This is a genomic window from Microbacterium sp. W4I20 (genome assembly GCF_030816505.1).
Taxonomy (GTDB): Bacteria; Actinomycetota; Actinomycetes; order Actinomycetales; family Microbacteriaceae; genus Microbacterium.
Window position 1 is genome coordinate 1264499 of the sequence record NZ_JAUSYB010000001.1, and the last position, 13578, is coordinate 1278076.

Consider the following 13578-nt stretch of genomic DNA (forward strand, 5'->3'; position numbering starts at 1 on the left):
TGGAGGTGCCGGAGGTGCCGGGTGAGCCGGACGATCAGCTGTGATCGTCCGGCTTTCCTTGGCGTTTGCGGTTGCTCCAGGCGGCGAGCGCTGAGGCGGCGGCCCCCGCTGCCCGATCGATCACCTCGGCGGAGCGGCTGAGCACGTCCTGCGCCGTATCCTGCCATCCTGCGGAGGCGGATGCTTCGCCCGCCTGCACCTTCGCGGCATGCTCGGCGGCTTCGAAGGCGCGCTCGAGTTCGGCGACGGCATCCCGATAAGCGGCGAACTCAGCGGCGGTGATGCGTCCGTCCGTGCTGTGACGCAGATCATTGGCCTGACGCACCGCCCGCAGGTACGCGGCTGTCGCCGGGCGCTTCACGTCGGTCATCGCCGGGTAGGCGATCTGCAGGGCCGGGTCGGTCTCGTACTGCATCCAGCGCGCGACGACGGCGTCGTGTTCGGCACGCAGGCGCTCGATCGGACGAGGGGCGGATGCCGGCGGGATCGCCGCCCGCGCCGCATTCACCGCGCACCTGGCGGGCGCGGACATCGGCCGCGGCGGCCTTCGCATCGCGTTCCCTCTCGCGCAGCATCCGTCGCGCTCCGGCGACCTGTTCGGCGGACGCGCGTTGCGCCGCCCGCTCGGCCATCACCCGGGCGAGATCGGCGCGGGCGATCTTGAGTGCGGTCCGCTTCTCCGCCGCCACCTGGCGCGCGGTGGCGAGGTCCTGGCGCGCGGCATCGAACGCGAGGCGCCTGCCGCTGGTTCTGATCTGTCGGTTCACACCGATCACCCCCACTGTGCCCGCCGCGATCGCGGAGGGCGCGACCCACCACCACTCGGCGAGCAGCACAAGGTCCATCCTTCGATGCTACCCAGCGCGCCCGACCTCTGGTTCCCGCGCTTCCCGCCCGTCTGCCTCCCGCCACCTCAACTTCTGCGGCACATCTCGTGGATGTGGCCGCAGAAGTTCGACAGACGGACGCCACCCGGCAGGGCCCGATGGCTAGACCAGGGTCTCCTGCCAGGCCGCGTGCAGCTGCGCGAACTTGCCGGTGCCGCCGATCAGGGCGTCGGGGGTGTCGTCCTCGATGATCTGTCCGTGCTCCATCACCAGCACTCGATCCGCAATCGCGACCGTCGACAGGCGGTGCGCGATGATGATCGCAGTACGGTCCTTCAGCAGGGTCTGCAGCGCGTCCTGGATCAAGCGCTCGGACGGGATGTCGAGCGACGCCGTGGCCTCATCGAGGATCAGCACTGCGGGGTCTGCGAGGAAGGCCCGGGCGAAGGAGATCAGCTGACGCTGTCCCGCAGACACCCGGCCGCCGCGCTTGTTCACGTCGGTGCCGTACCCGTCGGGGAGCGACGAGATGAACTCGTCCGCGCCGACCGCACGCGCAGCCGCCCGGATCTCGTCGAGCGTCGCGTCGGGCTTGCCGAGCGCGATGTTGTCGGCGACCGTCCCGCTGAACAGGTAGGCCTCCTGCGTGACCATGACGATCGCGCGGCGCAGGTCCTTCGGATGCAGCGAGCGCAGGTCGACTCCGTCGAGGGTCACGCGACCGGCCGACGGGTCGTAGAACCGCGAGATGAGCTTCGCCAGCGTAGACTTGCCCGCACCGGTCGTTCCCACCAGCGCGATCGTCTGCCCCGCGGGGATGTCGAGCGAGAAGTTCGGGAGGATCGTCTTCTCGCCGTTGTACCCGAAGGTCACCTCGTCGAAAGACACGTGACCGCGGGAATCCCACAGGTCGACCGGGTTCTCGGGGTCCGGAACCGTCGGCACCTCTTCGAGCACGCCCGACACCTTCTCGAGCGCAGCCGTGGCCGACTGGTACGAGTTCAGGAACATCGCGATCTCCTGCATCGGCGCGAAGAAGTTGCGCACGTAGAGCACCGCCGACAGCAGCACACCCACCGTGAGCGCACCGGTCGACACGCGGACGCCGCCCCAGAGCACCACGAAGCCGAGCGTGAGCGCCGCGACTCCCATCAGCCCCGGCTCGAACGTGCCGAACAACAGCATCGAGCGACGGTTGATGTCGCGGTACTCGCCGGCGACGTGCTGGAACGTGACGTCGTTGCGCGGCTCCTTGCGGAACGCCTTGACGGCGCGGATGCCGGTCATCGTCTCGACGAACTGCACGATCACCTTCGCGCTGATCACACGCGACTCGCGGTACACGAGCTGCGACCGGGAGTAGAACCAGCGCATCAGCAGGAACAGCGGAACGCCGGCCAGCGCCAGGATCACACCCGACTGCCAGTCCCACACCACCAGCGCGATGAAGGTGAAGGCTCCGAAGAGCACGCCGGAGACGAGGTTGTTCAGCCCGCCGTCGAGCAGCTCGCGAATCGAGTCCAGGTCGCTCGTCTGCCGCGAGATGATGCGCCCCGACGTGTACGACTCGTGGAACTCGAGGCTCAGTCGCTGCGTGTGCAGGAAGATGCGCTTGCGCAGGTCGAGGAGCACGGCCTGCGTGATCCGTGCGGCGATCATCACGTACCAGGCGATGAGTGCCGCGGCCGCCGCTCCCGCGAACAGGTAGATGAAGCCGATCATCAGCGTCGGCATCCAGTCGGCCTGCTTGATGACGGCGGGCAGCGCCCGATCGAGGCCGATGCTGATCAGGATCGGACCGATCACCTGCAGCGCCGTCGAGATGACCAGCACGACGCCGGCGAGGATGACCTGCCCCTTCAGGGGACGGACCAGCGAGCCGAGCAGCCGCAGCGAGCGGCGACGGATCGCCTTGCTCTCCGCGCGCGTGTATTCGGAACGGTCCTCGTCCTGGGTTCCGGTGATCGCGGCGCTCATGCCTGCACCTCCTTCTTCTGACCTTCGTGGGTTGCTGAGCCTGACGAAGCATCAAGGCCGGGGTCGTCATCCGGTTCTGCGCGGATGATCGGGATCGCACCGGTGCGTGCTGCCTCTTCGGCCTCCAGGCTGGAGATCACGTAGCGGTAATGGCGGCTGGTGCGCAGCAGGTCGCTGTGTGTGCCCACTGCGGTGATCCGACCGGCTTCGAGGAGCGCGACGCGGTCGGCGAGCGCGACCGTCGACGGACGGTGCGCGACGATGACCGCGGTCGTGTCGGCGAGCACGTGACGCAGCGCCTCCTCCACGAGCGCCTCGGTGTCGACGTCGAGGGCCGACAGCGGGTCGTCGAGGACCAGCACCTGCGGCTTCGCCGCGACGGCCCGAGCCAGGGCGAGACGCTGACGCTGACCGCCGGAGAGGCTGAGACCTTCCTCGCCGATGATCGTCTCCACGCCTTCCGGCAGCGAGTCGACGAACGCCGCCTGCGCGACGTCGAGCGCCTCCCGCAGCACGCGCTCGGCCTCTTCGCTGTGGATGTCGAGTTCGGCCCGGCCGAGCAGCACGTTCTCTCGGACGGATGCCGAGAAGAGCGTCGCGTCCTCGAATGCCATGGCGACGTGCTGGCGCAGTTCCGCGAGCGGCAGGTCGCGCACATCGACGCCGTCGAGCGTCACACGACCGCCGGTGACGTCGTACAGGCGCGCCGGCAGCGTGGTGAGCGTCGTCTTGCCGCTTCCGGTGAGTCCGACCAACGCCATGGTCTCGCCCGGGCGCAGTACGAGGTCGATACCGTCGAGCAGGTCGCGCTCGTCAGCACCGGCATCCTGGTACCGGAAGTGCGCGTTCTCGAAGGCGAGCGCCCCGCGCGGGTTCGCGATGTGCACGGGCTTCTCGGGGTCGGTGATCGTGTTGGTCTCCGAGAAGATCTCGAAGACGCGGTCCGTCGCCGTCCGGGCGTCGAGCATGAACGAGAACAGGAAGCCGATCGACTCGATCGGCCAGCGCAGCACCACGGCCATCGCGAAGAAGGCGAACAACTGCGCCTCGTCGATCTGACCCTGCGAGATCAGCCAGATGCCCGACATCAGGCTCAGCCCGAAGGCGATCTGCGGCATGAGGTCGAGCCAGAACCAGATCGACGCGATGGCGCCGGCCTTGCTCATCTCGGTCTCGCGCAGCGTCTCCGCCTGACGGCTGAACCGGCCCGAGTGCGTGCTTGCCACGACCGAAGGCCTTCAGCACGCGGATGCCGTGCACGCTCTCCTCGACGCTGGTGGCGAGGTCGCCGGCCTGGTCCTGGCTGCGGCGGGTGAGGGCGCCGTAGCGCTTCTCGAACAGGTAGCCGCGGATCCACAGCGGGATGGCCGTCACCAGGAAGATCGTGCCCAGCAGCCAGTGCCAGCGGAACAGCAGCACCGATCCGATGGCGATCGTGAGGATGTTCACCACGAGCAGCACGAGACCGAACGCGAGCCACCGGCGGATCAGGCCGATGTCCTGCATCATGCGGCTCAGGAGCTGCCCCGACTGCCAGCGGTCGTGGAACGAGACCGGCAGGGTCTGCAGGCGCGAGTACAGCGTCGTGCGCATCTGGTACTCGACCTCGGTGGCCGGGTTGAGCACGAACTGACGTCGCAGCCACACCATCACGGCCTCACCGAGGGCGAGAGCGAACACGACGAGCGCACCGACGACGATCGCGCTGATCTCGCCGGATCGGACCGGCCCGCCGATGATCTGCTCGAGGACGATCGGGATCATCAGCGCGATGACCGCGGCGATGAGCGCGCTGGCGGCACCACCGGCGAGCCGCCAGATGACCGGCCGCACGAAGGGCTTCAGGCGCCACAGTGCGGCCGGAGTGGAAAGGGAGGACGACGAAGGAGCGCTCTGGGGGGAAGGCGAGGAAGACATGTCTCTCAGACGAGTTTCGTATGGAAAGCGGTTGCGGAGGGGAGACGGATGCGAAGAGGACTGTGCGAGTCCGGCATCCGGTAAGGAGCGAGTGGGGCTCTAGAAGAGCAGATCCGCCGGGGTCGAGCCGAGAGCGGAGATCTGCACGCTGGCGTTCGAGATCATGGTGTCCTCCTCAGGGGCTCGGCTGTGTCGTCCGGTCGGCGCGACAGCCCATCAGCCTATTGCTGTGAACCGGCTGGACGCAAGAGACATTCCCGATCGAGAGAGAACTTCCCGCTGGGAGGCGCTGCGGAAAGGCGTCGGGAGGCCTCATGCCGGCGCCGCTGAGAGCGCGGGCGACGAGGCTCAGGCGCCAGCGGAATGGCCGAGTTCGCTCCGGAGAAGCCGCTGCAGGTTGTCACCGAGCACGGCGAGCACATCGGTCTCGCTCCAGCCGCGGCGCAGCAGGGCTTCCGTCACGAGTGGCAGCCCCGACGGTCCGTCGAGCCCGGGAAGGAAGCGATCTGTCGGCACGCCCTCGATCGTGTCCTGCACGCAGCACGGAGCCGTGGTGTCGGCGAGCACCTCGCGGACGAAATCCGGTCCCATGCCGACGTGCTCGATCCCCGCGATCGAGACGACATGCTCGAAGTGGTCCACGAGCGAGTCGAGCGTATGCGCGTCGGCATGCAGGTAGGGCGCGAAGAAGTTGACGCAGACGATGCCTCCGCTCGCGGCGATGCCGGCGAGCTGCTCGTCGGACAGGTTGCGGTGGTGGTCGAGCAGCGCACGCGCCGAGGAGTGGGTCGCGATGACCGGACGCGTGGCGAGCTCGAGGACGTGGTCCACTCCCCCGGCTCCGAGGTGGCTGACGTCGAACAGCATGCCGATGCGCTCCATCTCGGTGAGCGCATGGATGCCGGCGCGTGTGAGCCTGCTCCCGGCGGCGTCCTCGCCGCTGCCGTCCCCGAAGGCGCCGCGGCCGAAGTGCGCGACCGAGCCGACCCGCACGCCGAGCCGGTGCACGGTCTCCAGTAGTTCGACGTCGTCGGCGATCCCGGGCATGCCCTCGAGCGCGAGCACCAGGGCGATGCGCCCCTCCGCGATGACGCGGTCGATGTCCGCGCCGGAGAAGCAGAGCTCGACGGCGTCGGCATTGCCCGCGGCCAGCCGATGCGCGGCTTCGATCATGCGCAGGGTCCGTCGCAGTGCGCCTTCGGGGCGGTACGCCTCGTCGACGAACACGGGCAGGATCTGCAGGTCGACCCCGCCGGCCTGCAGCTGAGGCAGCCACTGTGCGCGGAAGAATGACGCCCACTCCTCTGGCGGGCGACTGGCGACAGCACAGAGCAGATCGTTATGCGCGTCGGCGACGACGGCTCGGCTGTGGAGCGCTGCCGCGCGGTTATCGGTCATGCGTAGATCCTCGTCCCCGGCGGCGCACTCGCCGCTTCGCCATCGTGGTCGGAACGAGACTACGGGCCGGCTCGGTGCCGCGCTTCATCGGCGAGCACCGAAGCACTGCTCCGAGTTCGTCGCATCCGCTCAAGCGGCGGCCGCCTCTCGGGCCAGAAGGCTCTCCTTCACGTCGAGCCCCCATGCGAATCCACCCAGGGTGCCGTCGGTGCGGAGCACACGGTGGCACGGGACGAACAGCGCCGGGGCGTTGCGGGCACAGATCGACGCCGCCGCCCGCACCGCCTGGGGGTTGCCCAGTCGCGCGGCGAAGCCGGTGTACGTCAGCGGCGCACCCGGCTCGATCTGGCGCAGTGCTGCCCAGCCGGCGAGCTGCAGAGCCGTTCCAGTCTGCTTCACCGCGACGGCATCGATCGCGGTCAGGTCACCGGCGTAGTAGGCCAGCGTCGCGGCCGCCGCATCGGTCTCTCCCTCTCGGACCGTGGCGGATCGGGTCGCTGCGGCCAGGCGTCCGACGATCGCCGCCTGGTCGTCGGTCCAGCCGGAGGAGAGCACCCGCTGGCGATCGTCGGCGAGGATCGTGAAGGGACCGTCGGCGGTGTCGATGGTCTGGATGATCGTGGTCATGATGTCTCCTTCGAGGTGACGGATCGGATGGTGCGCACCGGGCGGACCGGTGCCGCGCGCCAGAGGTGTGCGCTCAGATAACTGCGCCAGGGCGCGGCGCGTTCGGCCCAGGCGACGAGTGGCTTGGGCTCTCCCGGGAGACCGGATGCCGCGGCCCCGGCGCGCAGCGCGACGTCTCCTGGCAGCAGGATGTCGGGATCGCCGAGCACGCGCATGCGGACGTAGTCGGCGGTCCACGGTCCGATCCCGGGCATCGCGAGCAGAGCCGCCCGCTGCTCGGCGCCGTCGTCGCCGACGGTGAGCGTGAGCGACCCGTCGGCGAGGGCAGCCGCCGCGCCGGTGATGGCGCGGATCCTCGCTGCGGGGCCGCGGAGGACCTCCGCACCGCGCTCGGCGATCGCGGTCATGGTCGGGAAGAGCAGGCCGTTCTCGGTGTGCTCGCCCAGCGCCTCGGCGAGACCGCTGAGGGCGGTTCTGGCCGCCACGACCGTGATCTGCTGCCCGATCATCGCGCGGATGAGCATCTCGTGCGGATCGGCAGACCCGGGAACACGGATGCCGGGGGTCCGCGCCACGAGTGGGGCGAGTTCCGGGTGCGAGGCGAGCGCCTCATCGATCGCGATCGGATCGGCATCGAGGTCGAAGATGCGTCGCACGGTGGCGACGAGTGGCGCGAGGTCGCCGAGCTGTGTGACGCGGGCGCGGAGGTGCAGTCGCGCCGAGGCATCCTGACTCACCTCGAACCAGGCAGGTCCGCCGGCCATGCGCAGATGCCGGGAGAAGGACGTCGCGGTCGTCTCCTCGACCCCCGGAAGAGCGCGCGCCGACATCCACGCGAAGATTCCGCTCGCGTCGAGCGGTCCGCGGTAGGGCAGCACGAGATCGATGACTCCCGGCGCGACCTCGACGCCGGTCGAGCGGCGACGGGCGCGCAATTCCCCCGGCGTGAGCCCGAACACCTCACGGATCGTGTCGTTGCACTGGCGGATGCTGGCGAAGCCCGCGGAGAACGCGACCTCCGAGATCGCCATATCGGTGCCGACGAGAAGCATGCGCGCGGTATGCGCCCGGTGCGCCCTGGCGAGGGCGAGCGGCCCCGCCCCGAGCTCTGTGCTGAGCAGCCGCGTGAGATGCCGAGACGAATACCCGAGACGCGCAGCCAGCCCGGGAACGCCCTCCCGCTCGATCACGCCGTCGGCGATCAGGCGCATGGCCCTCGCGGCGGTGTCGCCGCGCAGATCCCACGCGGGCGAGCCGGGAGCGGCCTCGGGGAGGCACCGCTTGCAGGCTCGGTAGCCGGCCTCGTGCGCGGCCGCGCTGGTCGGGTAGAACGTGACGTTCTGCGGCTTCGGCGTGCGCGCGGGGCAGCTCGGCCGGCAGTAGATTCCGGTCGAGCGCACCGCCGTCACGAACTGCCCGTCGAAGCGCGTGTCGCGCGCGTTGATCGCCCGGTAGCGTTCGTCGAAGTCGGTCACGGGGAGGCTCATGCCCCCACTCTGTCACGCCCCACCGACATCGACTGGCGGAAATCGGACATCGCGGTGGGCGCCGCGATGTCCGACCCGACTCAGTGGAAGAAGTGCCGTTCCCCGGTGAAGAACATCGTCACGCCGGCCTTGAGGGCGGCATCCACGACCTCACCGTCGCGCACCGAACCGCCGGGCTGCACGATCGCGGTCACACCCGCGTCGATCAGCACCTGCGCACCGTCGGCGAAGGGGAAGAATGCATCGGATGCCGCGACCGACCCGGCTGCCCGGTCTCCAGCACGCTCGACGGCCAGGCGGCAGGAGTCGACGCGGTTGACCTGTCCCATGCCCACACCGACCGTCGCGTTGTCCTTGGCGAGCACGATCGCGTTGGACTTCACCGCGCGGCAGGCCTTCCACGCGAAGATGAGGTTCTCCATCTCGGCGTCGCTGGGGCGTTCGCCCGAGACGAGTTCCCAGTTCTTCGCGACCGAGCCGATGTCGTCCGGGAAGCGGTCGGCGTCCTGCAGCAGCAGCCCGCCCGAGACCAGGCGCACGTCCATGCGCTCCTGCTGCCAGTCCTGCGGAAGCTGCAGCAGACGCATGTTCTTCTTCGCCTTGAACACCTCGAGGGCGGCCGGCTCGAACGACGGAGCCACGATGACCTCGGTGAAGATGTCCTTGAGGTTCTCGGCCATCTTCAGGGTCACGGTGCCGTTCGCGGCGATCACGCCGCCGTACGCCGAGACCGGATCGCACTCGTGGGCGCGCAGGTGCGCGCTCGCGATCGGGTCGAGTGCGTTCGGGGCCGTCGTCGCGATGCCGCACGGGTTGGCATGCTTGATGATCGCGACAGCCGGCTTGACCATGTCGTAGGCGGCGCGGAGCGCGGCATCCGCGTCGACGTAGTTGTTGTACGACATCTCCTTGCCCTGCAGCTGCGTAGCCTGGGCGATGCCGTGGCCGCCGGCGCGGGTGTAGATCGCGGCGCGCTGGTGCGAGTTCTCACCGTAGCGGAGCGTCGCGAGGCGCTCGGCCTGGATCGTCAGGTGCACGGGCAGGTCGCCGAGCTCGCTGAGCGTGCCCTCGGCGAACCACTGCGCGACGGCCGTATCGTAGGCCGCGGTGTGGGCGAAGGCCCGCGCGGCCAGCTCACGGCGCTGCGAGAGGGAGGTGCCGCCCTCGCCGATGGCTGAGATGACGGCCGGGTAGGACTGCGGGGAGACGACGATCGCCACGTTGGCGTGGTTCTTCGCCGCGGCACGCACCATCGCCGGGCCGCCGATGTCGATCTGCTCGACGACGTCGTCGCCGACGGCGCCGGAGGCCACCGTCTCGACGAACGGGTAGAGGTTCACCACCACCAGCTCGAACGGGGCGATGTCGAGCTCCTGCAGCTGGCGTTCGTGGTCGGCGAGGCGCAGGTCGGCGAGGAGCCCGCCGTGCACCTTCGGGTGCAGCGTCTTGACGCGCCCGTCGAGCATCTCCGCCACACCGGTGACGGCGGCGACATCCGTCACCTCGAAGCCGGCATCGCGGATCGTCGCGGCCGTGGACCCGGTCGAGACGATCTCCACTCCGGCCTCGGCGAGAGCCGCGGCGAGCACGAGCAGGTCGGTCTTGTCGCTCACCGAGACGAGCGCGCGACGGATCGGAACCGTGTCGCGATCGCGGTAGAGCGAGGGGTCGTGGCGGGGGCCGGCCATGATGGGCTCCTTCGTGCGTGAGGGACGTGCGTCGGGTGGAGGGGTCAGGGGGCGAGCGCGAGTTCGCCGGTGGCGATGTCGCGAACGACGTCGATGAGCAGTCGGCGTTCGACGGGCTTGATGCGCTCGTGCAGGCTGTGCTCGGTGTCGCCCGCGACCACCGGAACGCGCTCCTGCGCGAGGATCGGACCGCTGTCGACGCCGTCGTCGACCACGATGACGCTCGCACCGGTCTCGGTGACGCCGGCGGCCAGGGCGTCGCGCACCCCGTGCGCGCCGGGGAACTCCGGTAGGAATGCCGGATGGGTGTTGATGAGGCGCGGAGAGTAGCGGGCGACCAGCGACGCGGGCAGCAGGCGCATCAGACCGCTGAGCACGATCAGGTCGGGAGTCCACACGTCCAGTTGACGACCGAGCTCCTCGCCCCAGGCCTCGCGGCTGTCGTGCTCGTGCCACGGAACCGTGAAGCTGGGGATGCCGAACTCCTCCGCGTGCGCCAGACCGTCGGCTTCGCGGTCGGCGCCGACGACGACCACCCGCGCGGGAAAATCGGGGTGTCGAGCGGCCTCGAGGAGGGCGCGAAGGTTCGAGCCGGTGCCCGAGATGAGAACGGCGACCGTGAGCACGGGCTCAGTCTACCGGGGCGGAAGAGCTGCTCTCGCCCGGCATCCGGCCCTGCCGACCGGACCGTCAGTCCAGGCGTTCCGAGGGGTCGCGCTTCGGGATCGAGAACCCGGCGAGGTCGTCCAGCGGGGCCGTCTCGCCCTGCGGATCGGGTTCGCCGGCATGCCGCGCGTCGGACACCGGCCCGTGCTCGGCATCCGGAGCGATCCCGATCGGATCCGCTCCCATCTCCGCGATCCACCGGTCGGTCCGCTCCTCCGCGAGCTCATCGCGATGGCGGGGTGCGAGCAGCAGGATCGCGGCGCCGAGCAGGACCTCCCCGCCGAGCACGAGAGGGAACAGGAGCACGGTCGGCCCGACCTCCGCCAGCCGGCCGGGCCCGATCGATCCGCTGGCCAGCACGGCGGCGAGCGCGGCGACGCCCGCGGTGACCGCCGCGATGCCGAGCGCGATCACGGTGCGCTGCCCCATGCGGAGAGGAGTGCCCTCCCAGACGAGCCGGGACCGCACGGCCCAGCCCGCGAAGGCCCCTGCTGCCACCGGGATCAGCACGACGATCAGCATCCAGATCGAGCTGTTCTCCGGGAGCAGACCGAAGATCGGGATGCCGGGGACGACACCGAGCTGCGTCCCGGCAGGAGAGACCGCCGTACCGACGCCGACCGCGAACCCGGGCCCCGCGAACCACGCCAGCGCCCAGACGATCAGTGTCGGCAGATAGACGAGCTGGCCGAGCGTCATGACCGTCAGACCCAGGGCATCGACGCCTGCCGTCTGGAACAGCGCGATCATCTCGCCGCCGCGCAGCGCGATCATCACAGCGAGCCCGAGGGCGGCGGCACCGAAAGACCCGACGAGCGCGAACGCGGCACCGCGCACGATCGCGGCGGGCACGGGCGACCACTCCTCGCGGGAGTCGATGACGTCATGCAGCCGGTCGAGGATGCCGCCGTCGCCGTCCTCCCAGGCGACGCGCACGGCGCCGCAGACCGCGCCGACGAGGTACACGGCCGGCGGGAGCACGATCGCCGGCAGCAGCGGGGTCTGCAGGGCTTCGAGCCGCGCGGTCAGAGCGACCCCGGCGGAGATGGCGGAGAAGACGACGACGCCCGAGAGCGAACCGAGCAGCCACGCACCCGCTCGCGCCGCGCGCGCGCCCGAGCGTGCGGCGAAGAGCAGGGTGAACAGGAGGAAGGCCAGCGGGGTCACCGAGACAGCGAAGCTCGCGGCATCCGTGGGGATGCCGAGGCTGACCAGCAGCGCATCCGGGATGGTCACCTCGAGAGGCACACCGTGGCCGAACTCCCACAGGGTGCCGGTGAGCGGCCAGAGCGCCCCCCAATCGGCGGTGACGCCGAAGGCGAGCGTCCACAGCAGCGTCAGCGGTGCGAGGAGCACCGCGAGACCGACGGCCGCGGCGATGGCGGCGTCGAAGGCGGCGAGGAGCGCGACGAGGAGGCGTTGCATATCGAATCGAGACTACGACGACTTCCCGCTCGCCTCCTGGGGGCGCGCGCGAGGCGGGCGACACGATAGCGTCTTCTCCGGAGGTTCCCCCGATGACAACTGCCCCGTCCCCCGCCCACGCGCCCACCGAGCCCACGAGTGCTCTGGATCGCTACTTCGAGATCAGCAAGCGAGGATCCACGGTCGGCACCGAGATCCGCGGCGGGCTGGTCACGTTCGTCACGATGGCGTACATCGTGATCCTGAACCCGATCATCCTGTCCGGCAAGCCCGACGTCGCCGGCGACATGCTGTCGTTCAACGCCGTCGGCGCCGCAACCGCGCTCACCGCCGGCGTCATGACGATCGTGTTCGGCCTCGTCACGCGGCTGCCGTTCGGGTTCGCCGCCGGCCTCGGCATCAACGCCTTCGTCGCCTTCTCGGTCGTCGGCCAGGTCACCTGGCCCGAGGCGATGGCGCTGGTGATGATCAACGGCGTCATCATCGTGCTGCTCGCCGCCACCGGGCTCCGGAAGGCCATCTTCGACGCGGTTCCGTTCCAGCTGAAGATCGCGATCACGGTCGGCATCGGCCTGTTCATCGCCTTCATCGGGTTCGTCAACTCCGGCTTCGTCACTGCGACCGGCGCCTCGTCTCCCCCGGTCGGGCTCGGCGTGAACGGATCGGTGGCGACCGTCCCGAGCCTGCTCTTCGTCGTCACCCTGCTGCTCACGGGCATCCTGGTCGCACTCAAGATCAAGGGCGGCATGCTCATCGGGCTCGTCGGCGGCACCGTGCTCGCCGTGATCGTCGAGGCGATCTGGCACATCGGCGCCCGCGGCTTCGACGACGAGGGCAACGTGGTCAACCCGGGCGGATGGGGCCTCACGGTTCCCGCACTCAACGGCTCACCCGTCAGCGTTCCCGACCTGAGCCTGGTCGGCGCCTTCTCGTTCGACTTCGGCAAGGTCAGCATCGTGGCCCTGGTGATGATCGTCTTCACCCTGCTCTTCACGAACTTCTTCGACGCCATGGGCACCATGACGGGCCTCGCCAAAGAGGCGAACCTCGCCGATGACAACGGCGACTTCCCGCGCATCAAGTCGGCGCTCGTGGTCGAAGGCTTCGGCGCGATCGCCGGTGGGGCGACCTCGTCGTCTTCGAGCACCGTGTTCATCGAGTCCGGTGCCGGCATCGGCGAGGGCGCGCGGACCGGACTCGCGAACGTCGTCACCGGCATCGTGTTCCTGATCGCGATGTTCCTCACGCCGCTGACATCGATCGTCCCGACTGAGATCGCCGCGGCCGCGCTGATCATCGTCGGCGCGATGATGATGGCGCAGATCCGTCACATCGACTTCACGGACTTCCGGGTGCTGCTGCCGGTGTTCCTGACGGTGTCGGTCATGCCGCTGACCTACTCGATCGCGAACGGCATCGGCGCGGGCTTCGTCAGCTGGGTCCTGATCCACGCCTTCTCCGGTAAGGCGAAGACCATCAGCCCGCTGCTCTGGGTGGTCGGCGCCGGCTTCCTGATCTTCTTCGCGCGAGGCCCGATCGAGGCACTGTTCGGCGTCGCCATCTAGA

At 69.5% G+C, this 13578-nt stretch carries 9 protein-coding genes and 1 pseudogene; 1 reads left to right on the forward strand and 9 read right to left on the reverse strand.

The genetic code is table 11. The features are described 5' to 3' along the window. Positions 1 to 34: 34 nt before the first annotated feature. The 9 genes and pseudogenes from QFZ21_RS06165 to QFZ21_RS06205 all read right to left on the reverse strand — a co-directional run bounded on the left by QFZ21_RS06165 (position 35) and on the right by QFZ21_RS06205 (position 12012). Positions 35 to 508: a hypothetical protein gene (locus tag QFZ21_RS06165; RefSeq protein WP_307375519.1), complete on the reverse strand. Its 474-nt coding sequence runs from the start codon at positions 506 to 508 to the stop codon at positions 35 to 37. Between the two features lie 481 nt (positions 509 to 989). Further along, a complete protein-coding gene (locus tag QFZ21_RS06170; protein WP_307375521.1) occupies positions 990 to 2804 on the reverse strand; it encodes an ABC transporter ATP-binding protein in 1815 nt (604 codons plus the stop codon). Beyond that, positions 2801 to 4721, reverse strand: a pseudogene (locus QFZ21_RS06175) (ABC transporter ATP-binding protein). The gene QFZ21_RS06170 and the pseudogene QFZ21_RS06175 overlap by 4 nt, the downstream one beginning before the upstream one ends. Before the next feature lie 348 nt (positions 4722 to 5069). Beyond that, the gene (locus tag QFZ21_RS06180) at positions 5070 to 6119 is read right to left on the reverse strand and encodes a dipeptidase (RefSeq protein WP_307375523.1); all 1050 of its coding nucleotides are present in this window, start codon (positions 6117 to 6119) and stop codon (positions 5070 to 5072) included. Between the two features lie 129 nt (positions 6120 to 6248). After that, on the reverse strand, positions 6249 to 6746 hold the full coding sequence (locus QFZ21_RS06185; protein WP_307375525.1) for a methylated-DNA--[protein]-cysteine S-methyltransferase: 498 nt from the start codon (positions 6744 to 6746) through the stop codon (positions 6249 to 6251). Beyond that, positions 6743 to 8233: an AlkA N-terminal domain-containing protein gene (locus QFZ21_RS06190; RefSeq protein WP_307375527.1), complete on the reverse strand. Its 1491-nt coding sequence runs from the start codon at positions 8231 to 8233 to the stop codon at positions 6743 to 6745. Before QFZ21_RS06190 ends, QFZ21_RS06185 begins: the two co-directional genes overlap by 4 nt. Before the next feature lie 80 nt (positions 8234 to 8313). Beyond that, positions 8314 to 9921: a bifunctional phosphoribosylaminoimidazolecarboxamide formyltransferase/IMP cyclohydrolase gene (purH, locus tag QFZ21_RS06195; protein WP_307375529.1), complete on the reverse strand. Its 1608-nt coding sequence runs from the start codon at positions 9919 to 9921 to the stop codon at positions 8314 to 8316. Between the two features lie 44 nt (positions 9922 to 9965). After that, a complete protein-coding gene (gene purN, locus QFZ21_RS06200; RefSeq protein WP_307375532.1) occupies positions 9966 to 10547 on the reverse strand; it encodes a phosphoribosylglycinamide formyltransferase in 582 nt (193 codons plus the stop codon). Positions 10548 to 10611: 64 nt separating this feature from the next. Next, positions 10612 to 12012 (reverse strand): DUF6350 family protein, encoded by a 1401-nt coding sequence (locus QFZ21_RS06205; RefSeq protein ID WP_307375535.1) that lies wholly within the window; start codon positions 12010 to 12012, stop codon positions 10612 to 10614. Positions 12013 to 12104: 92 nt separating this feature from the next. On the opposite strand from QFZ21_RS06205, the gene QFZ21_RS06210 reads away from it, so the two are divergent. Then, positions 12105 to 13577 (forward strand): NCS2 family permease, encoded by a 1473-nt coding sequence (locus QFZ21_RS06210; RefSeq protein ID WP_307375537.1) that lies wholly within the window; start codon positions 12105 to 12107, stop codon positions 13575 to 13577. Position 13578 lies beyond the last annotated feature (1 nt).